General features: G+C 67.9%; 20 protein-coding genes. 9 read left to right on the forward strand and 11 right to left on the reverse strand.

The genetic code is table 11. The features are described 5' to 3' along the window. Positions 1 to 117: 117 nt before the first annotated feature. Genes ACIOSY_RS04545 through ACIOSY_RS04555 form a run of 3 tightly spaced genes read right to left on the reverse strand, consistent with a single transcriptional unit; the run spans position 118 to position 2,369 of the window. Positions 118 to 1,422 carry a GNAT family N-acetyltransferase gene (locus ACIOSY_RS04545; protein WP_400849702.1) on the reverse strand — a complete coding sequence of 435 codons (1,305 nt, stop codon included), beginning with the start codon at positions 1,420 to 1,422 and terminating at the stop codon, positions 118 to 120. Between the two features lie 42 nt (positions 1,423 to 1,464). Further along, positions 1,465 to 1,710: a zf-HC2 domain-containing protein gene (locus ACIOSY_RS04550; RefSeq protein WP_400849705.1), complete on the reverse strand. Its 246-nt coding sequence runs from the start codon at positions 1,708 to 1,710 to the stop codon at positions 1,465 to 1,467. Then, a complete protein-coding gene (locus ACIOSY_RS04555) occupies positions 1,707 to 2,369 on the reverse strand; it encodes a sigma-70 family RNA polymerase sigma factor (RefSeq protein ID WP_400849708.1) in 663 nt (220 codons plus the stop codon). Before ACIOSY_RS04555 ends, ACIOSY_RS04550 begins: the two co-directional genes overlap by 4 nt. Positions 2,370 to 2,418: 49 nt before the next feature. Here ACIOSY_RS04555 and aroA point away from each other — a divergent pair, with 49 nt between their 5' ends. Genes aroA through bcp form a run of 3 tightly spaced genes read left to right on the forward strand, consistent with a single transcriptional unit; the run spans position 2,419 to position 5,294 of the window. After that, the gene (gene aroA / locus ACIOSY_RS04560; RefSeq protein ID WP_400849711.1) at positions 2,419 to 3,744 is read left to right on the forward strand and encodes a 3-phosphoshikimate 1-carboxyvinyltransferase; all 1,326 of its coding nucleotides are present in this window, start codon (positions 2,419 to 2,421) and stop codon (positions 3,742 to 3,744) included. Next, entirely contained in the window at positions 3,741 to 4,811 is a 1,071-nt protein-coding gene (gene rsgA, locus ACIOSY_RS04565) for a ribosome small subunit-dependent GTPase A (protein WP_400849714.1), read from the forward strand. The genes aroA and rsgA overlap by 4 nt, the downstream gene beginning before the upstream one ends. A gap of 9 nt (positions 4,812 to 4,820) precedes the next feature. Further along, the gene (gene bcp, locus ACIOSY_RS04570; RefSeq protein WP_400849717.1) at positions 4,821 to 5,294 is read left to right on the forward strand and encodes a thioredoxin-dependent thiol peroxidase; all 474 of its coding nucleotides are present in this window, start codon (positions 4,821 to 4,823) and stop codon (positions 5,292 to 5,294) included. Between the two features lie 18 nt (positions 5,295 to 5,312). On the opposite strand, the gene ACIOSY_RS04575 is transcribed toward bcp, so the two are convergent. After that, complete coding sequence (locus ACIOSY_RS04575; protein ID WP_400849720.1) at positions 5,313 to 5,699, reverse strand: hypothetical protein; 387 nt, start codon at positions 5,697 to 5,699, stop codon at positions 5,313 to 5,315. A 232-nt stretch (positions 5,700 to 5,931) separates the two neighbouring features. On the opposite strand from ACIOSY_RS04575, the gene ACIOSY_RS04580 reads away from it, so the two are divergent. After that, positions 5,932 to 6,180, forward strand: a complete 249-nt coding sequence (locus tag ACIOSY_RS04580) for a WhiB family transcriptional regulator (RefSeq protein WP_017203224.1) — start codon at positions 5,932 to 5,934, stop codon at positions 6,178 to 6,180. 84 nt (positions 6,181 to 6,264) lie between these two features. On the opposite strand, the gene ACIOSY_RS04585 is transcribed toward ACIOSY_RS04580, so the two are convergent. Together ACIOSY_RS04585 and ACIOSY_RS04590 are read right to left on the reverse strand one after the other, a co-directional pair. Then, entirely contained in the window at positions 6,265 to 7,749 is a 1,485-nt protein-coding gene (locus tag ACIOSY_RS04585; protein WP_400849723.1) for a sensor histidine kinase, read from the reverse strand. Positions 7,750 to 7,773: 24 nt separating this feature from the next. After that, entirely contained in the window at positions 7,774 to 8,160 is a 387-nt protein-coding gene (locus tag ACIOSY_RS04590; RefSeq protein WP_400849726.1) for an Rv3235 family protein, read from the reverse strand. 127 nt (positions 8,161 to 8,287) lie between these two features. On the opposite strand from ACIOSY_RS04590, the gene ACIOSY_RS04595 reads away from it, so the two are divergent. Beyond that, positions 8,288 to 8,899, forward strand: a complete 612-nt coding sequence (locus tag ACIOSY_RS04595) for a hypothetical protein (RefSeq protein WP_400849729.1) — start codon at positions 8,288 to 8,290, stop codon at positions 8,897 to 8,899. Here ACIOSY_RS04595 and ACIOSY_RS04600 read toward each other — a convergent pair. Further along, positions 8,887 to 9,165 (reverse strand): helix-turn-helix domain-containing protein, encoded by a 279-nt coding sequence (locus ACIOSY_RS04600; RefSeq protein WP_400849732.1) that lies wholly within the window; start codon positions 9,163 to 9,165, stop codon positions 8,887 to 8,889. The genes ACIOSY_RS04595 and ACIOSY_RS04600 overlap by 13 nt on opposite strands. Positions 9,166 to 9,264: 99 nt before the next feature. On the opposite strand from ACIOSY_RS04600, the gene ACIOSY_RS04605 reads away from it, so the two are divergent. Together ACIOSY_RS04605 and ACIOSY_RS04610 are read left to right on the forward strand one after the other, a co-directional pair. Next, entirely contained in the window at positions 9,265 to 9,885 is a 621-nt protein-coding gene (locus ACIOSY_RS04605) for an SAF domain-containing protein (protein ID WP_400849735.1), read from the forward strand. After that, a complete protein-coding gene (locus tag ACIOSY_RS04610; protein ID WP_400849738.1) occupies positions 9,882 to 11,129 on the forward strand; it encodes a CpaE family protein in 1,248 nt (415 codons plus the stop codon). Before ACIOSY_RS04605 ends, ACIOSY_RS04610 begins: the two co-directional genes overlap by 4 nt. Here the strand turns inward: ACIOSY_RS04610 and ACIOSY_RS04615 are convergent. After that, positions 11,050 to 12,279 carry a pyridoxal phosphate-dependent aminotransferase gene (locus ACIOSY_RS04615; RefSeq protein ID WP_400849740.1) on the reverse strand — a complete coding sequence of 410 codons (1,230 nt, stop codon included), beginning with the start codon at positions 12,277 to 12,279 and terminating at the stop codon, positions 11,050 to 11,052. The two genes, ACIOSY_RS04610 and ACIOSY_RS04615, sit on opposite strands and share 80 nt — an antisense overlap. Positions 12,280 to 12,345: 66 nt before the next feature. Further along, positions 12,346 to 15,150 carry a preprotein translocase subunit SecA gene (gene secA / locus ACIOSY_RS04620; protein ID WP_400849742.1) on the reverse strand — a complete coding sequence of 935 codons (2,805 nt, stop codon included), beginning with the start codon at positions 15,148 to 15,150 and terminating at the stop codon, positions 12,346 to 12,348. A 166-nt stretch (positions 15,151 to 15,316) separates the two neighbouring features. On the opposite strand from secA, the gene ACIOSY_RS04625 reads away from it, so the two are divergent. Together ACIOSY_RS04625 and ACIOSY_RS04630 are read left to right on the forward strand one after the other, a co-directional pair. After that, positions 15,317 to 15,931, forward strand: a complete 615-nt coding sequence (locus tag ACIOSY_RS04625; protein ID WP_400849745.1) for a PadR family transcriptional regulator — start codon at positions 15,317 to 15,319, stop codon at positions 15,929 to 15,931. A gap of 76 nt (positions 15,932 to 16,007) precedes the next feature. Beyond that, the gene (locus ACIOSY_RS04630; protein WP_400849748.1) at positions 16,008 to 17,336 is read left to right on the forward strand and encodes a hypothetical protein; all 1,329 of its coding nucleotides are present in this window, start codon (positions 16,008 to 16,010) and stop codon (positions 17,334 to 17,336) included. 63 nt (positions 17,337 to 17,399) lie between these two features. Here the strand turns inward: ACIOSY_RS04630 and hpf are convergent, their stop codons facing one another. Beyond that, a complete protein-coding gene (gene hpf, locus ACIOSY_RS04635) occupies positions 17,400 to 18,056 on the reverse strand; it encodes a ribosome hibernation-promoting factor, HPF/YfiA family (protein ID WP_400849751.1) in 657 nt (218 codons plus the stop codon). A gap of 93 nt (positions 18,057 to 18,149) precedes the next feature. Then, positions 18,150 to 18,821 (reverse strand): ComF family protein, encoded by a 672-nt coding sequence (locus ACIOSY_RS04640; RefSeq protein WP_400849754.1) that lies wholly within the window; start codon positions 18,819 to 18,821, stop codon positions 18,150 to 18,152. Positions 18,822 to 18,904: the final 83 nt, after the last annotated feature.

Below are 18,904 nucleotides of genomic sequence, written 5' to 3' on the forward strand. Positions count from 1 at the left end.
CCCACTCCCCGCGGCGACACCCCAAAAACCCCGCGGGGGGGGGGGGGGGGGCGCCCCCCCCCCCCCCCCCCCCCGCCCCTCTTCTGTATCGCCTGATGCCGTCTGCGGAGACTCCCGTCAGTACCAGATGTCGAGAGAAGGAGCCGGGAACGTGGCGAAGGCGCGGTCGAGGAGATCGACCGCTGCAGCATCCGCCCGGATGAGGCCGGCCCCGTGCAGAGCCGTCGCACGCACGGACCCGGCGTAGAGCACCGACAGCGCCGCGACGCCCAGGGTCACGTCCGGTTCGACCTGCGACGCCGGCTCGACGGTCGCGCGGCCGGATGCGTCCGTGCGCAGACGCCAATCGCCGGAGGTGAAGCCCAGCGGGTCATCGACGCGGATGACCAGGTCGATCGGCGCGGAGAACGTGCGCGCCGTCAATGCGCCCGCGACATCGAGGATGCGCAGCCATCCGTGGTCATGGATCTCCTGGGTGACACCCCGCGGGTCCGCGACGAGCCAGGGCAGCGGATCGTCGGTCGTCTGCAGATCTGCGGTCACCTCGTCCACGAGGTCGTGCTGCAGGGCGAACCGCCACAGTGCCGCACGGGCGTCGGCGGTCTCTGCCACGAGCATGCGCACGTTCAGTCCGAACCGGAACGATCCGCTCCGGTCGTCGACCGTGTAGGCGAGAACGCCGCGCACGTCACCGGCCTCGTCGAGGTACCGCACTCCGCGCCTCTTCTCACGGTCGGTCTCTCCCGGCGCGACACCGGCGAACTGCTCCCAGCGGCCGGGCCATCCCGGGATGCGACCCGCGCGCGACCGACGCGCGCGCTCGTGCACCTCGGAGAGGTCTCCGACGAGCTGCTCGCGCTCGCGGTACTCCAGCCGGCCGGACGGCTCGTAGCCGGCCCACCCGGCCCGGCGGGTGTCGACGGTGAAGCGCACGGCCGGAAGGGCGGATCCGAAGCCGTAGCGGCCGTAGATCGTCGCCTCCGAGACCGTGAGGCCGGCGATCGCCACCCCCACGGAGTGCGCGGCACGGAGCTCACCCTCGAGCAGAGCGCGCGCGATGCCACGTCGGCGATGCGTCGCCGACACGGTCACGCCGCTGATCGCCCACATCGGTAGCTCTGCGCCACCCGGGAGGGTCAGCGGCGTGGCCCAGGAGTCGATGGTCGCCACAGGAAGCGCCTCGGCGGCGGCCCCGGATTCGAACACCCCGATGGTGCGTCTCGTGGTGAGCGCCTCGCGACCGTGGGCGAGCGCCTCCTCGGTCTCTTCACCGCCCAGGAAACCTCGCCCCACCGCGCGCTGGAAAGGAATGCCCTGGGCGGCGTCGCGGACGTCCACCACCCGATAGTCCAGCCCGGAGGCAGCCAGGCGCTCCCGAGAGGTAGCGTCGGCCGGAACGTCACGTGTATCGATGCGCGTCATGACTCCAGCCTATGGGCGAGTCACGACATCTGCGCCGCCCGATCAGTGCTGGGCGGCCTGAGCATCGCGCAGACGCGCGAACACCTGTTCCCTGAGCTCCTCGGGCGCCGTCTCCTTGCACGCACGCGCGATGACCTCGGTGAGCGTCTTGGCGACGAGAGCCTCGTCGCGGCAGGACGGGCAGTTCTCCAGGTGCTCACGGATCTCGGTGTGCTCGGTCTTGCACACCTCGTTGCGGAGGTATTCCTCCAGATCTTGCCGCGCCTTGTCGCAACCGCAGTCGCTCATTTCCCGCTCCTCTTCTCCGCCGCGGCAAAGCCCCGCTCCTCGGCGTAATCTGCCAGCAGCTCCCGCAGCATCCGCCTGCCACGATGCAGACGGCTCATCACGGTGCCGATGGGGGTCTTCATGATGTCGGCGATCTCCTGGTACGCGAACCCCTCGACATCCGCGAGGTACACCGCCATCCGGAAGTCTTCGGGGACCGCCTGGAGGGCGTCCTTCACGACCGATGCGGGCATGTGATCGATCGCCTCGGCCTCGGCGGAGCGGCTGCGCGTCGCCGTGGTCGACTCCGCACCGCCGAGCTGCCAGTCCTCGAGCTCGTCGATCGTTCCCTGGAACGGCTCGCGCTGCTTCTTGCGATAGATGTTGATGTAGGTGTTCGTGAGAATCCGGTAGAGCCACGCCTTGAGATTCGTACCCTGCGAGAACGTCGCCCAGGAGCCGTAGGCCTTCACGAAGGTCTCCTGCACGAGATCTGCTGCGTCGGCGGGGTTGCGCGTCATACGCATCGCGGCGGCGTAGAGCTGATCCATGAAGGGGATCGCCTGCTCCTCGAATTCGCGCCGTGAGTCGCCGAGCGTTCCTGCGGTTGCGGTGTCATCCATCACCGGCCAGTCTAGGCCGCTGATGTCCGTCGACACGCGTTCCAACGTCGCCAGCATCCTGTCTCCTCCTCGGCGGGTGCGCCGCCGTTCACTAAGGTGGAAACCGATGAGCGCCAACAGGTATTCCCCTCCCCCGGTCCAGGGCGTCTACGCCGCGCCCGTTTCCGACAAACCGACCCATGCGACGCTGACCATTCCCGGCTCGAAGTCCCTCACGAACCGCGAACTCATCATCGCCGCGATCGCCGATGGCCCCGGCCGTCTACTGAACCCTCTCCACTCCGATGATTCGCGCCGCATGGTCGATGCGCTGCGCGCGCTCGGCGTCGGGATCGAAGAGGTCGACGCCGGTGGCGAGTTCGGACCCGACCTCATCGTGACGCCGGCGAAGCTCACCGGGGGAACCACGGTCGATTGCGGTCAGGCCGGGACGGTGATGCGCTTCATCGCGCCGTTGGCCGGCCTCGCCGCCCACGACGTGCACCTGACCGCGCACGAGACCGCCCTGCACAGACCGATGGGCGGCCTGATCAGCGCCCTCCGCGATCTCGGCGTCGACATCGACGACGAGGGCACATGGGCGCTGCCGTTCACGATTCGCGGTCACGGCCGGATCCGCGGCGGCCGTGTCGAGATCGATGCCTCGGCCTCGAGCCAGTTCGTCTCGGGTCTGCTCCTCGCCGCGCCGCGGTTCGACGTGGGACTGCATCTGGTGCACACCGGTGAGCACCTCCCGAGCCTGCCGCACATCGACATGACGATCGAAGCTCTGAGCCGCCGCGGCATCCGCATCGAGCGCCCCGCCGTCGGCGAGTGGCTCGTCGAAGCCGGCGTCCCCCGTGCAAAAGAGGTCGCGATCGAGCCCGATCTCTCGAACGCCGCCCCGTTCCTCGCGGCGGCCCTCGTCACCGGCGGTTCGGTCTCGATCACCGGGTGGCCGGCCCATTCGACGCAACCGGGCGCGCTCCTCCCCGAGATCCTGCAGGCGATGGGGGCGCACACCAGCCGGCACGGCGGAGCCCTCACCGTGCGCGCAGGCACCAGCATCCGGGGTCTCGACCTCGACCTGTCCGCCGCCAGCGAGCTGACGCCGACGCTCGTCGGGCTCGCCGCCTTCGCAGAGACGCCGACGACCATTCGCGGCATCGGTCACATCCGGCTGCACGAAACCGATCGGATCGCCGCTCTCATCGGCAACATCCGCGCTCTCGGCGGCGACGCCGAAGAACTCCCCGACGGACTGCGCATCATTCCCCGCGCCCTGCACGGCGGCACCTGGGCTGCGCACCACGACCACCGCATGGCGACCACGGGGGCTCTCATCGGCCTGCGGGTACCCGGCGTGGAGATCGACGACGTCGGCACCACCGCGAAGACGCTCCCCGAGTTCACCCTGCTGTGGGAGCGGATGCTGCGAGGCGCAGCAGCGTGAGCTGGCTCGACGACTCCGACGACCTCGATGGCGACTTCGAGGACTTCGACGAGAGCAGCATCCGTTCGCGGCCGAATCCCAAGGCCAACCGCCCCCGCACGAAGCGACGGCCTGCGCATGAGGATGCCCAGATCGGCCGAGTCCTCGGTGTCGACCGCGGCCGGTATTCGGTGATGCTCGACGAGGGAACCGAAACGGAGCGGATGGTCACCACCACCCGGGCCCGCGACCTGAAGCGCATGCAGATCGTCACCGGAGACCAGGCCCGCGTCGTCGGCGATGTCTCGGGCGACGACGGAACCCTGGGGCGGATCGTCGGGATCGTCGAGCGGTCGTCGCTGCTGCGGCGCAGCGCCGATGACACCGACCAGGTCGAACGGGTGATCGTGGCGAACGCCGATCAGATGCTGATCGTCGTCGCCGCGGCCGATCCCGAACCGCGCGCTCGCCTGGTCGACCGGTACCTCGTGGCCGCGCTCGACGCCGGGGTACGGCCACTGCTCGTCGTGACCAAGACCGACCTGGCCGACCCGACGGCGTTCCTCGCCCACTTCGACGGGCTCGGACTCGAGGTCTTCACGAGCGCACAGGACGTGATGCCGATCGATCGGATCGGAGCCGCGCTGGTCGGACATTCGACCGTCTTCGTCGGCCACTCGGGCGTCGGCAAGTCCACGCTCGTCAACGCACTCGTCCCGAGCGCGGGGCGCGCGACCGGACACGTCAACCAGGTCACCGGGCGAGGCCGCCACACCTCGTCGTCGACGGTGTCACTGCGGTACGAGAGCGCCCTCGGCACCGGCTGGGTGATCGACACGCCGGGCGTCCGGTCGTTCGGTCTCGGGCACGTCGACCCGGCGAACATCCTGGCGGCGTTCACCGAGTTGGCTGCGATCGCCGAGAACTGCCCACGAGGATGCACCCACCTCGCCGATGCTCCCGACTGCGCGCTGATCGAAGCCGCCGAGCGCGGAGAGCTCAGCGAAACGGGACTCGCCCGACTCGACTCGCTCCAGCGCCTCTTGCAGACTTTCGCCGACAAGGCCGAGAACACCCCGGGCCGGTAGGGTGGTCGGGTGACTCAGCGCCTGGAACCCGGTACCGCAGCCCCCGATTTCACCCTCCTCGACCAGGACGGTGCGAGCGTTCGTCTCGCCGACCTCCGCGGTCAGAAGACGGTGCTTTACTTCTACCCCGCCGCCATGACTCCCGGGTGCACGACGCAGGCGTGCGACTTCCGCGACAGCATTTCGTCGCTGCAGGGTGCGGGGTACCGGGTGATCGGGATCTCTCGCGACGAACCGGCCAAGCTCGCCGCGTTCCGCGAACGCGATGGGCTCACCTTCACGCTGCTCAGCGACCCCGACCACTCCGTGCACTCGGCGTACGGCGCTTGGGGCGAGAAGATGAACTACGGCAAGGTCGTCGAGGGTGTCATCCGTTCGACGTTCGTCCTCGACGAAGCCGGCGACATCTCGCTCGCCCAGTACAACGTCAAGGCGACCGGTCACGTGGCCCGACTGCGCAAGATCCTGGGCATCGACGCCTGAAGCGCCGACACCGCACCCTCACTCGCTGCGCGGCTGCTCGCCCTCGCGACGCGCGCTGGCGATCAGCAGCACGAACCCGAGGATGCCCGGGAGGCCGACGCCTGCGACGAATGCCCAGGGAATGGGCTGCAGGGTCAGAGCGGCAAGCGCGAGGACCACGGCGAGGATCTGGAACACCACACCGCCCGATCGAGCCCACGAACGCCCGACGCGGGCTCCTCCGGCGAAGGCCAGCAGGGCGACCGCACCGATCGCGGTGAGGACGATGAGCGCGACCGCAGTCGGCATCGAGGCGGCATCACCCGCTCCGAGCCCGGCCACCTCGATGGCGGCGAACACGAGGAGTACGAGGCCCTCCGCTGCGAGCACGGCAGCGGCCGCACGTCCGAGTCCCGGTGCGCGCACGAAGTCTCCTGAGAATCGAGTATGAAAAGCGGAAAGCCTTGATTTCGAAGGTTTCCTGTAACACAATAGAAACAGTCATGTGCTCCCACAGCGGCGTGGGGCGAGCGTTTCGCTCGCATCACAAATCGCGGGCATCCGTCCGCATCTGAACAGGGTAGCGGATCCCGAGCCGTCACCCGAATCCGAGTCATCGTCTCTCGATCACTCTTGAAATCCACACCGAGGAGCCCCCATGGACTGGCGCGACAAAGCCGCCTGCCTGACTGTCGACCCTGAGCTGTTCTTCCCGGTCGGCAACACCGGACCGGCTGTCGACCAGATCGAGAAGGCAAAGACCGTCTGCGCCACGTGCACGGTCACCGAGATCTGCTTGCAGTACGCGCTCGAGACCAGCCAGGACTCCGGCGTCTGGGGTGGCCTCTCCGAAGACGAGCGTCGCGCCCTGAAGCGCCGCGCCGCACGCGCACGCCGCGCTTCCTGATCCACAACGAAAACCCCGCCCCGCGAGGTCTCTCGCGTCGACGGGGTTTCGTCTTGTCCGTCGGTCAGACGGTCGGGTGATCGGTCACTTCTCGAGCCACCGCAGGGGGATGTCGATGATCACTTCGGTCCCCTCCCCCTCGCTCCCGCGCCACTCGATGGTGCCGCCGAGTTCGCCCTGAATGAGCGTGCGGATGATCTGGGTGCCGAGCCCCTGGCCGATCCGCCCTTCGGGGAGCCCTCGGCCGGTGTCGCGCACCGTGACCCTCAGGTTCTCCTCGGTGCGCGCGGCATCGATCGTGACCATGCCCTCCTGGCCCGCCAGTCCGTGCTCGACCGCGTTCGTGACGACCTCGGTGAGAGCGAGGGCGAGCGGCGTCGCGTACTCGCTCGGAAGCACGCCGAATCGTCCCGTGGACTGAGTACGGGCCCGGGTGTTCGGGGCCGAGGCGACCTCGGCCACCAGCTTGAGGACCCGATGGAAGACCTCGTCGAAGTCGACCTTCTGCGTGAGTCCCTGCGCGAGCGTGTCGTGCACGACGGCGATGGCGTCGACGCGGCGCATCGCCTGGGTGAGCGCATCCCGCGCCTCGTCGGAGTGGGTCCGGCGCGCCTGGATGCGCAGCAGCGAGGCGACCGTCTGCAGGTTGTTCTTGACGCGGTGGTGGATTTCGCGGATCGTGGCGTCCTTGGTGATGAGCTCCTGCTCCTGGTGGCGGAGCTCCGACACGTCGCGGCAGAGCAGGATCGCGCCGATGCGGGTGCCGTGGTCCTTCAGCGGAATCGCACGCAATGAGACGGTCACGCCCCGAGCCTCGATATCGGTGCGCCAGGGCGCGCGCCCGGTGACGACGACGGGCAGCGACTCATCGACCTGCCGCGACGGAGGCACGAGACGCGTGGTCACCTCGGCGAGCGACTCCCCCTCGAGCTCGTCGTCGAACCCCATGCGGTTGAAGGCCGAAAGGGCGTTGGGGCTCGCGAAGGTGGTGATGCCGTCGACATCGATCCGGATCAGGCCGTCGGATGCTCGGGGGGCGCCTCGGCGCGGAGATGTCGGTGCCGCGAGATCCGGGAAGCTCCCGTCGGCGATCATCCGGAAGAGGTCGTTCGCGCAGTCGTCGAAGGTGATCTGCTGGCGCGAAGGAGTGCGCGCCTCTCCGAGGTTCGTGTGCCGCGTGACCACACCGATCACCGTGGAGGATGCGTCCTTTCCGCGACGCTCGCTCACGATGGGCACCGCTCGAACCCGCGTCGGTGTCTCCTCGAACCAGTCGGGCGATGACGAATCGACGATCTCCGCGGTGTCGAACGCTCCCTGCACCTGCGTACGCCACTGGGGTCGCACCCGCTCGCCGACGATGTTGCGGTAGAAGAGCGTCGCCGCCCCGCTGGGACGCGCGTGCGCCACCGCGATGAACGAGCCGTCATCGGTCTGCACCCACACGACGATGTCGGCGGAGGCGAGGTCGGCGAGAAGCTGCCCATCGCCCGCGAGGCGGTGCAGCCATTCCACGTCGCCGTCGGTCAGACGGCCCTGGGCATGGGCGAGATCAGTAAGCGTTGACACCTCACCAGCCTACGGTCAGTCGGCCTAGAGCACGGCCAGCGAAGTGGCACGCCAGCGCCGATCCATGCCCTCCAGACGGATGGCCACCGCGCGCGTCCGTCCCGGGCCCGCGACGATGACGACCGCCTCGATCACGCCGTCCAGCGGCTCGGATGTGCGCAGCGAGCGGATCTCGAACGTGGGGCGCGCCGGAGCGGCGCCCCGGGCGCTCCGGGCACGCGAAGACAGGTTGGCCCGGGTCACGAGGCTGCGAAACGCATCCTCGCTGAACCACCGCGCGAGTTGGTCGACTTCGCGCACGCCCGCCAGCACCTCGAGCACTCCCTGGGTGAGGCTGCGCAGCAGCGGAGCCGGATCCGGCAGCTCGGTCGTCGGTGTCGGCTGCCGGGCGAAGTACTCATGAAGCGTCATCGTCACACTCTCAGTCGGGGAAGATCGCGTGCCAGTAGAGCACGAGGTGAGGTGCCGGAGAGCCACTCCCGGGAAGGTATGTGGATAACTCGTATATGCCCGCACGTGCTCCCCTACGCTCGTTCCCGTGAACTGGGACCGATTGTTCGAAGACCTCGAAGGGCAGCTCGCCTCGGAGTGGGAAGCCGAGCGCGCCGCACGCGATGCCGAATCCGAGCGCCTGCGCATCGCGCAGCTGACGCTCCGCAGCAGACTCCGGTTCCTCTGCGAGCGGCAGGCGTCGATCGTCATGGATCTCGCCAACGGGCGTCGGCTGCCGTTGACGCTTCGCACCGTCGGCGCAGACTGGATCGCCGCCGACTCGACGACGGCGAGAGGAGGGGGATCAGCTCAGTCGATGCTCGTGATTCCACTGCACGCGGTGCACGCCATCAGCACCGATCACGGCATGGTGCTCGGGAGCCTCGACGAGCAGGCCGCTGCGTCTTCGCCGCTCCGCGAGCGGATGACCCTCGGATTCATCCTGCGCGATCTCGCGAGACGACGCGTGCCGTTGCATCTGAGCACCGCCAACGCCGAAGACATCCACGGAACGATCGATCGAGCGGGCTCCGACCACCTCGATCTCGCGCTCCATGATGCCGGGACGGCGAGGCTCGCGGGCGCCGTGCAAGGATTTCGGATCGTGCCGTTCGAGGCCGTCGTATCGGTGCGGACGACCGGCGATCAACCGCTGTAAGCGGACGACGTTCCCCAGACCTCGGGGAAACTCGCTTCGTTCGACTGCCGCCACAGGGCCATCCGGCGCGACTGCTCCGACTGCTCCGCCAAGTATCCTTCGAGGCTGGACTCCTCGACCCGCCAGCGGGCCGGCGTACCGAGCTGCGAACCGCGGAGCCGCCCCTCCAGCACGAGTGAGATCACCTCGTCGACCTCGATACCCAGCAGCTCCGCCACCTGCGCAGGGGCGAGGAACCGCGGAACGGAACGGGACGAGTCGGACATGTCCCCATTGTCCCCCACCGACGCCGACGTCTCGACGCCAACCGCTCGCTGTGGATAACTCGGAGGGTCGTGCGCGCAAATCTGTGAGCATGTATCGCCATGACCACCATTTCTCGCCCGCGGCGCGCCTTCTGGGGCGATGTGCGCTTTCTCATCGGTATCGCACTCGTGGCGATCTCCATCACCGGCGTCTGGATGATCCTCTCGTCATCCGACTCCGCGACCCCTGTTCTGCAGGCGACCCGCACGATCGTGCAGGGAGAGGCGATGGTGTCGAGCGACTTCCAGGTGGTGGATGTCGGGCTCGGCGGCCTCACGGACGACTATCTCGCACCGGAAGACCTCGAGGCCGGTCGCGTCGCTGCGCGAACCATCGTCAGTGGAGAACTCGTGCCCCGAACGGCGTCGGCGGACGCTGACGACAGCCGCAGCACGACGATCGTCGTCGAGAGCACCACCGGGATCCCTGACGATGTGGATGCTGGCACCGTCGTCGAACTCTGGCAGGCCCCGCTGCTCGAGGACGGGAGGGCGCATGACGCGCCGCGCATCCTGGTCGCCGACGTCATCGTGGGTGAGGTGCTCGAGTCCGAGGGGATGCTCGCGGATTCGGGGAGCGCCGTCGAACTGGTGATCGACCGCGCCGATGTCGCCGAGGTGCTCGCGGCGATCACGAGCGGAGCCTCGCTCTCCATCGTCCCGATCGGCGCGGGCTCGTGACGGCGATCGTCATCGCTCTCGACGAGCCGCGGGCGAGCGAGCTCGCTCGCGAACTCGAGCTGGAAGGAGCCTCCGTCGTCGCGGTGACCACCCCGTCGACCACGCTCTCCTCGCTGCTCGCCGACGCGCAAGCCCTCATCGTGCCGGCGTCGCGACACATCCTGACGCCCGAACTCATCACCGCATGCGACCGATCAGGCGTCCGCGTGCTCGCTCTCGGAGGCGCCGACAGCCGCCTGCTCGCGCGCTTCGGCCTGGCGGACGCGCTCGCTCCGAACGCCGCGGGGTGGCAGGTTCTTGCGGCACTCGAATCGCATGTTCCGCAGACTCCGCGAGCGTCGGCGGAACGACCCCACCGGGTGACCGCGGTGTGGGGGCCGCATGGCTCGCCCGGGCGGTCGACCGTCGCCGCGCTTCTCGCCGTCGAGCTGACACGTGCCGGGCGGCGCGCCGCGCTGGTCGACGCCGACACGGTCGCTCCCTCGCTCGCTCTCCTCCTCGGGCTCGGCGAGGACACCCCGGGAATCGCCGCGGCCTGCCGCCGCGCGGAACTCGGCGGTCTCGACAGCGCAGAGCTCACCCGACTGGCGACGACGCTCGACAGCAGCGCCGGGACCCTCGACGTGCTCCCCGGGATCAATCGTCCCAACCGGTGGCCGGAGTTGTCCGCGGGGCGGCTGAGTCGCACCCTGCAGGCCTGCCGAGAATGGGCGGAGGAGACGGTCGTCGACGTCGCCGGCGCATTCGACGCCGATGAGGAGGCGACGTACGACGTCGTGGGGCCTCGTCGGCACGCGGCGACCACGGCGACGCTCCGAGAAGCCGACACGATCATCGCCGTGGCATCCGCAGATCCGCTCGGGATCAGCAGGTTCGTCCGGGAGCATGCGGAACTCCGGCGTCTCACGGCTCCGACACCGATCGTCGTGGTCGTGAATCAGCTGCGACCGGGTCCGCTCGGGATCGATGCGCGCGGACAGATTCGGCGCACCCTCGACAGGTTCGCCGGCGTCACCGACATCGCCTTTCTCCCCTTCGACCAGCGCGCGACCGACGCGTCCCTGCTGCACGCCCGGCCGATGTCCGATGTCGTCCCGCGCTCGCCGCTCGTCGCCGCGACACGCCGACTGGCGTCGGCGATGACCGGGATCACCCCGGCGGAGGTCAGTTCTGCCGGTAGCTCGCCAGGAAGTTCCCGAGTCGCTCGATCGATTCGCTCAAGACGCGCGGCTCGGGGAGCGTGACGACGCGGAGATGATCGGGGGTGGGCCAGTTGAATCCCGTCCCCTGCACGAGAAGGATGTGCTCGGACACGAGCAGGTCGTAGACGAGCCGTGCGTCGTCACGGATCTCGTGCACGTTGGGATCGAGCTTGGGGAACGCGTAGAGGGCGCCCTCGGGCTTGACGCACGACACACCGGGAATCGACTCCAGACCTTTCCAGGCGACGTCGCGCTGCTCGTGCAGCCGACCGGTCGGGGCGATGAGGGCATCGATCGACTGCACACCGGAGAGCGCGGCCTGCACCGCATACTGCGACGGCACGTTCGGGCACAGACGAGTGGAGGCGAGCAGGGTGATGCCTTCGAGGAAGCCCTTGGCGTGCTCCTGCGGCCCCGTGATCACGAGCCAGCCGGAACGATAGCCCGCGACCCGGTACGTCTTCGACAGACCGTTGAACGTCAGGCAGAGCAGGTCCGGAGCCAGCGTCGCGGTGGGAATGTGCACGGCATCGTCGAAGAGGATGCGGTCGTAGATCTCGTCGGAGAGAAGAAGAAGCTGATGCTCCCTGGCGATCTGCACCAGCCCCTCGAGCACCTCTCGTGAGTACACGACTCCCGTGGGGTTGTTCGGGTTGATGATGACGAGCGCCTTCGTGCGCGGGGTGATCTTCGACCGGATGTCTTCGAGATCGGGCTGCCAGCCGTTCTCCTCGTCGCACAGGTAGTGCACGGGAGTGCCGCCGGCCAGACTCGTCATGGCCGTCCAGAGCGGATAGTCGGGAGCCGGGATGAGGACCTCATCGCCCTCGTCCAGCAGCGCCTGCATGGTCATCGTGATCAGTTCGGAGACGCCGTTGCCGAGGTAGACGTCTTCCGGGCCGAACCGCGGGAAGTCTTCGATCTCCTCATAGCGGCTGACGACCGCGCGGCGAGCGGACACGATGCCCTTGCTGTCGCTGTAGCCGTGGGCGGTGGGGAGCGCCGCCAACATGTCGTGCACGATCTGGTGGGGTGCGTCGAACCCGAAGATCGCCGGGTTGCCCGTGTTGAGCTTGAGGATCTTGTGACCCTCGGCTTCCAGCCGCGCCGCCTCGACGAGGGCGTTTCCGCGAATCTCGTACAGGACGTTCTTGAGCTTCGACGACTGGTCGAAGTGGCGCGATGGTGTCATTGAGCAAGCCTACAGGGACGGAAAGAGGGCCAATCCACACGGATTGGCCCTCTTTCGCTGCAGAAGCTACTTCTTCTTCTTGCCCTGCGCGCGACGTTGCTCGCGGTTGCCGGCCGTCGGCTCCGCGGCATCCGTCCGCTGTCCGAAGGCGCCACGCGGCGCCTCCTTCTCGGGCTCGGCCTGCGGGACCTGGGTGCGAGCGGCTGCCTGGCGGACGCGGTCCGTGGCTGCCTGCTGCACCTGTCCGCGGTCGTTGCGCACCTCGACCTCGCCGGCGTCGTTCGCAGCGGAGTACTCGAGACGCTGCTCGGCACCGCCCTCGGAGAGACCCTTGGCCTCGACCTCGGTGACCTCCGAGTCTCCGGCGCGGCGCACCTCGACCTCGAGGTTGTAGAGGTAGCCGACCGTCTCCTCCTTGATCTGCCCCATCATCGACTGGAACATCGCGTATCCCTCGCGCTGGTACTCGATCAGCGGGTCGCGCTGCGCCATCGCGCGGAGGCCGATGCCGTCCTTGAGGTAGTCCATCTCGTAGAGGTGATCGCGCCAGCGGCGGTCGAGCACCTGCAGCACGACGCGACGCTCGAGCTCGCGAGTCGCAGCCTCTCCCAGCGTCTCCTCGCGCGCCTCGTAGGCGATCTTCGCGTCGGAGAGGAGCTCCCGGGTGAGACCGTCTGCGGTGATGCCGCCCTTGCGTCCCGCAGCTTCGGACACGACCTCGTCGATCGTGACGCTCACCGGGTACAGGGTCTTGAGCTCGGTCCAGAGCGCGTCGAAGTCCCAGCTCTCGTTGTGTCCCTCGCCCGTGTGGTCCTTCACGACGCCGCTGATCGCATCTTCGATGAAGTGCTGCACACGGTCGGCGATGTCATCGCCCTGCAGGATGTGGCGTCGATCGGTGTAGATCGCCTCACGCTGACGGTTGAGGACGTCGTCGTACTTGAGCACGTTCTTGCGCATCTCGGCGTTGCGCGCTTCGACCTGCGACTGCGCGCTGCGGATGGCGCGCGAGACCAGGCCGGACTCGATCGGCACATCGTCCGGGAAGTTCGTGCGCGCGAGGATCGCTTCTGCCGCACCCGACTGGAACAGGCGCATCAGGTCGTCGGTGAGGCTCAGGTAGAACCGGCTCTCGCCCGGGTCACCCTGACGGCCGGAGCGACCGCGGAGCTGGTTGTCGATGCGGCGGGATTCGTGGCGCTCGGTACCGAGCACGTAGAGACCGCCCGCGTCGATGACCTTCGACGCCTCTTCGGCGACCGTGGCCTTCATGGCCTCGTAGGACTCGTCCCACGCGATCTCGTACTCCTCCGGCGTCTCCACCGGGTCGAGACCCTTGCTCTTGAGGTCCTGCACGGCGAGGAACTCGGCGTTTCCTCCGAGCATGATGTCGGTACCACGACCGGCCATGTTCGTCGCCACGGTCACCGCACCGAGGCGGCCGGCGCGTGCGACGATCTCGGCTTCGCGCGCGTGGTTCTTCGCGTTGAGGACTTCGTGCTTGATGCCCTTCTTCGCGAGCAGGCGCGAGAGGTACTCGCTCTTCTCGACGCTGACCGTACCGACCAGCACCGGCTGGCCGCTCGTGTGGCGTTCCGCGATGTCTTCGACGACCTGGGCGAACTTGGCCGTCTCGTTCTTGTAGACGAGGTCCGACTGGTCCTTGCGGATCATGGGCTTGTTCGTCGGGATCGGGATGACGCCGAGCTTGTAGGTCGACATGAACTCGGCCGCCTCGGTCTCGGCGGTACCGGTCATGCCGGCGAGCTTGTCGTAGAGGCGGAAGTAGTTCTGCAGCGTGACGGTCGCGAGGGTCTGGTTCTCGGCCTTGACCGGAACGGCCTCTTTGGCCTCGATCGCCTGGTGGATGCCCTCGTTGTAGCGGCGTCCGACGAGGATGCGACCGGTGTGCTCGTCGACGATCATGACCTCGTCGTTCATGACGACGTAGTCGGTGTCCTTCTTGAAGAGCGCGAGCGCCTTGATCGAGTTGTTGAGGAAAGAGATCAGCGGAGTGTTCGCGGACTCGTACAGGTTGTCGATGCCGAGGTAGTCCTCGACCTTCTCGATGCCGGGTTCGAGGACGCCGACGGTGCGCTTCTTCTCATCGACCTCGTAGTCGACGCCGACCTCGAGCGTGCGTGCGATCTTCGCGAACTCGGCGAACCACCGGTTGGCCTCGCCCGACGACGGGCCGGAGATGATGAGCGGAGTACGGGACTCGTCGATGAGGATCGAGTCGACCTCGTCGACGATGGCGAAGAAGTGCGCCCGCTGCACGAGGTCTTCCTTGCGCCACGCCATGTTGTCGCGCAGGTAGTCGAAGCCGAACTCGTTGTTCGTGCCGTAGGTGATGTCGGCCGCGTACTGCTCGCGACGGACAGCCGGGGTCTGGCCCGAGACGATGATGCCGGTCGACATTCCGAGGGCGCGGAAGACGCGGCCCATCAGCTCGGCCTGGTAGCTGGCGAGGAAGTCGTTGACTGTGATGACGTGCACGCCCTGGCCGGCGATCGCATTGAGATACGCCGGGAAGGTGGCGACCAGGGTCTTTCCCTCACCGGTCTTCATCTCGGCGATGTTGCCGAGGTGAAGGGCCGCACCACCCATGATCTGCACGTCGTACGCCCGCATTCCGAGCGTGCGCTTCGCCGCTTCGCGAACTGCGGCGAACGCCTCGGGCATGAGCTGATCGAGCGTCTCGCCCTTCTCGAAGCGGGCGCGCAGTTCGGTGGTCTCGTTGCGCAGCTCGTCGTCGGTGAGCTTGGAGATGTCCTCTTCCAGCGCTCCCACGGCTTTGACCACCTGGTTCAGGCGGCGGATGACCCGCCCCTCGCCAGCGCGCAGCAGCTTCTCAAGAGGATTGGCCACGGATGTCATCTCCCTGTTGGTGGGTAAAGAGCCGGCTCGCCACATAGCGAACGCCAGGCATACTTTGTCATGTTACCGGGCTGTGACCTCCACGTCGCCTGCATGAACGCGCTCTCACCGTTTTCCGAGTATGCATATGCTGGGAAAGCACTTCAGGAGGTCAGTCATGTCGGTACGCCAGAGCCTGCTCGCGATCCTCGATCAGGGTCCCTGCTACGGCTATCAGCTGCGCCACGAATTCGATCGGCGCACCGGGTCGAGCTGGCCGCTCAACGTCGGCCAGATCTACAACACCCTTGAGCGGCTCGAGCGCGATCGCCTGGTTCGCCGCGGAGAGGCGGATGATCGCGGGCATGTGTACTGGCAGATCACGGATGCCGGGTCCGCCGAGGTCGCGCACTGGCTCTCGTCGCCGGTGATCCGCACCGCGGCGACGAGGGACGAGATCGCGGTCAAGCTCGCGCTCGCAGCCACTCTGCCCGGCGTCGACGTGTTCGCGACCATCGCGGCGCAGCGAGAGGCTACGAGGCTGCGTCGGGAATCCCTCGCAGCGCAGTCCTCCGCGCCCAGCGACCACGAGACACCGGAAGAACTCGCGCGGTCTCTGGTACGGGATTCGATGATCTTCACGGCGGAGGCAGAGGAGCGCTGGCTCGACCACGTCGAGACACGCCTGTCGGGGCATCCGACGCATGCTCTCGCATTGGCGCTGACGACGCAGCATCCGAAACGTGGCCGCCCGTCGAAGACCGACGGCCGGCCGCCGACCGTCCTGGCGTGAGACGCGATCTCCGATCGGCGTTCGCCCGAAGCGGATGTACAGGCACCGGTGCCCCTGCGGAACGTAGGATCGGGGCATGGCAGGAATCTGGGGCAAGCGTAAACGTGAGCAAGAAGCCCTCGCGGTGCAGGATGCCGATCTCGCGCGGCGCGCAGAGCAGGCGCTGGTCTCGGCCGATGAGCGCATCCGCACGACGTCGGACGAGCTCTCCTTCGCCGAGGCCGAGCTCGGCGAGTCGCTCACGGGCGACCTGAAGAAAGCGCTGGCCGCCGTGCGCACGCACCTGCGCGAGGCATTCCAGCTCCATCAGCTCAACCACGACGAGATCCCCGACACCCCCGAAGAGCTGCGCACGCGCAACGCGCGCATCATCCAGCTCTGCGACTGGGCGCAGGACCTCCTCGACGAGAAGACGACGGTCCTCGCCGACTCGATCGCGAAGGTGCGCCGCGCTCCCGAGGTGATCGCGCAGGTGCGCGCGGATGCCGAGACGCTGAGCGCACGGATCCCCGTGACCGCAGCGACCATCGAGCGGCTGTCCTCCCGCTACGCGGACTCCGCCATGACCCAGATCGCCGCGAGCGCCAAAGAGGCGGAGCAGCTGATCGCCTTCGCCGTACACGGCGCGACCGTGTCGGAGAGGCGCCGGGCCGCCAGACAGAACGAAGAGGCGAACCTCGCGCTGGAGACGGCGACGGAAGCGACTCGGCGCGCGGCGACGCTCCTCGATGCCGTCGAGGACTTCGAGATCGAAGCGCTGCGGGCGGAATCCACCCTGGCCGAGGTGATCGCGGATTCCCGTGGCGATCTGATCGCCGCGCGCAACGCTCCCCCGTCTCCCGCCGTCGCATCGGCCGTGACCGCGTTGCAGGCGGCTCTGGCCGCGCTGTCGCCGGCCGGCACCCCCAACGATCCGTTCGCCGAGCTCTCCCAGTTGCGCACGGCGAACACTGCGCTCGACCAGGCGATCGCGACCGCTGAGCATCGCGCCGCCAACCCGCTTCCGTCGATCCAGCTGGTGCAGCACGCGATCGACGATGCAGATCGGCAACTCGGTGTGGCACGCGGGCTGATCTCCGGACATCGCGGATGGATCGGCGCCGACGCACGCACGCGCTTCGCCGAAGCCGAGCGTCTCCGGGTCGATCTCTCCGATCTCCTCCCGGCCGAAGAGACTCGTGAGCAGGCTCTGGCCGGCGCCCGACGCGTCGCTCACCTCGCGTCCGAGGCCCTGCAGCTCGCCCAGCGCGACATCGACTCGTCCCGGCCCCCGCAGGACGACGGATGGGGCGGAGGCGGAGGCTGGGGCGGTGGCGGTCGCCGTGGAGGCGGCGGTGGCGACATCGCGTCCGGCATCCTCGGCGGACTGGTGATCGGCAGCCTCCTCGACGGGATCTTCGACTGACCGAAACACGCGTCGCAGACGACGAAAAAGCCCGGCCCCCTGTGGGGCCGGGCTTTTCTCAGCTCAGGACGCGAGCGCTTCTTCGGGCGGCGCCTGCGTGCTCAGTGCGATGACACCGTAGTCCCATCCCTTGCGGCGGTATACGACGCTGGGGTGATCGGTGCGCACATCGACGAAGAGGAAGAAGTCGTGGCCGACCAATTCCATGCGGTCGACGGCTTCTTCGACCGTCATCCACTCTGCGTCGAAACTCTTCGTCCGGATGACGACCGGAGAGTATTCCTCTTCCGTGCTGTTCTGGATCGGCACGGTGCCGGTCGCCACAGCCTGCAGCACCTCGACGGATGCCGGCACGACATCGATTCCCTCGAGAGAACCGCTGCCCTTCTCGAAGTGCGCTCCTCGCGGGTGTTGCCGCCCGTCGACTCGCTTCTCCTTCGCACGGCGCAACTGCTCCGCCATCTTGTCGACGGCGAGGTCGAGAGCGACGAATTTGTCGCCATCGGTGGCCTCTGCACGAACGACCGGCCCCTTGCTCACGAGAGTGAGCTCGACCGTCTCCTCGGGAATCTGTCCGTTGCGGTAGACCCGGTGAGTGACCTTCACATCCAGGCGTTGCGCACGAGCGGCGAACGTCTCGATTCGGGCGATCTTCTCTTCGACAACGGTTCGGAAGCGATCGGTGATACCCACTCCGACGCCAACGATGCTTGTTTCCATTGCTGCCTCCTTGTCCCGGTCCACCGGCCAAGGGCGGACCGTGGTCGCCTTGTGAATCCCCACCGTAGTCCGGTATCCAGCGGAAGTCACGGGTCAGATCCTCCGTGTCGCCGAAGAGTCTCCGATGAGTCCTCTGTGACGCGGCGTGGCGGCGAGCGCCATGCCGCACAACACGTCGTACCCGGCCACGCGAAGTGCGCGCGCGGCCTCATCGAGCGTCGCTCCCGTCGTGATGACGTCGTCCAGGACGATGACGCGCTCGCTCCCTCGTCGAGTGGCGTGCATGCTCTCGAAGACGTTCGCCGCGCGGTCCTGGATGCCGAGGCCACGCTGATCGGACCGCTGGGCGATCGTTCGCAGGAGTCGCTGCGGGCGAAAGCCCGCCCGGCGGACGAGGAGGTCGGGCACCCGGTATCCGCGGCGGCGATGCGCCGCGCGGGAGGTGGGCACCGGCACGATCAGAGCGGCTGAGACCGCCTCGGTCGCGAGTACTCCGCTGAGCGCCTCACCGAGCGGACGGGCGAGAAGCGTTTCGCCTTCGCCCTTGAGGCGTCGGATGCAGCGTGCGGCCACCCCGGTGAACGGCAGCGCCGCCTCGACCGGGAGCCCGCCCGGTGTGCGCACCACGAAGGGCTTCGGGCGCATCATGCGCCGGCACGACGTGCAGAGGACCGTGCCACCCCGATCGCATCCCGCGCAGGACGCGCCGAGAGCGAAGGCGAGGAGTTCGTCGCCGAGAGAGCGAAGGCGAGTGGTGTCGAGCATCCGTCGATCCTGCGGCACCACGGGGTCCGCGTTGCGAACGGTCGACAGCATCGGCGCACGAGTGCGCCCATCCACCGGATGTG

Origin of the sequence: Microbacterium sp. NPDC087665, assembly GCF_044743285.1 — a bacterium.
Lineage (GTDB): Bacteria > Actinomycetota > Actinomycetes > Actinomycetales > Microbacteriaceae > Microbacterium.

Bases quoted from the DNA above. Each gene is read 5' to 3' on its own strand.
- ACIOSY_RS04580 (WP_017203224.1), top strand. From the start codon at position 5,932: ATGGACTGGCGCGACAAAGCCGCCTGCCTGACTGTCGACCCTGAGCTG.
- ACIOSY_RS04600 (WP_400849732.1), bottom strand. From the start codon at position 9,165: ATGTCCGACTCGTCCCGTTCCGTTCCGCGGTTCCTCGCCCCTGCGCAG.
- ACIOSY_RS04555 (WP_400849708.1), bottom strand. From the start codon at position 2,369: ATGCTGGCGACGTTGGAACGCGTGTCGACGGACATCAGCGGCCTAGAC.
- hpf (WP_400849751.1), bottom strand. From the start codon at position 18,056: ATGGAAACAAGCATCGTTGGCGTCGGAGTGGGTATCACCGATCGCTTC.
- ACIOSY_RS04640 (WP_400849754.1), bottom strand. From the start codon at position 18,821: ATGCTCGACACCACTCGCCTTCGCTCTCTCGGCGACGAACTCCTCGCC.
- ACIOSY_RS04605 (WP_400849735.1), top strand. From the start codon at position 9,265: ATGACCACCATTTCTCGCCCGCGGCGCGCCTTCTGGGGCGATGTGCGC.
- ACIOSY_RS04630 (WP_400849748.1), top strand. From the start codon at position 16,008: ATGGCAGGAATCTGGGGCAAGCGTAAACGTGAGCAAGAAGCCCTCGCG.
- ACIOSY_RS04615 (WP_400849740.1), bottom strand. From the start codon at position 12,279: ATGACACCATCGCGCCACTTCGACCAGTCGTCGAAGCTCAAGAACGTC.
- aroA (WP_400849711.1), top strand. From the start codon at position 2,419: ATGAGCGCCAACAGGTATTCCCCTCCCCCGGTCCAGGGCGTCTACGCC.
- ACIOSY_RS04550 (WP_400849705.1), bottom strand. From the start codon at position 1,710: ATGAGCGACTGCGGTTGCGACAAGGCGCGGCAAGATCTGGAGGAATAC.
- ACIOSY_RS04545 (WP_400849702.1), bottom strand. From the start codon at position 1,422: ATGACGCGCATCGATACACGTGACGTTCCGGCCGACGCTACCTCTCGG.
- ACIOSY_RS04590 (WP_400849726.1), bottom strand. From the start codon at position 8,160: ATGACGCTTCATGAGTACTTCGCCCGGCAGCCGACACCGACGACCGAG.
- ACIOSY_RS04625 (WP_400849745.1), top strand. From the start codon at position 15,317: ATGTCGGTACGCCAGAGCCTGCTCGCGATCCTCGATCAGGGTCCCTGC.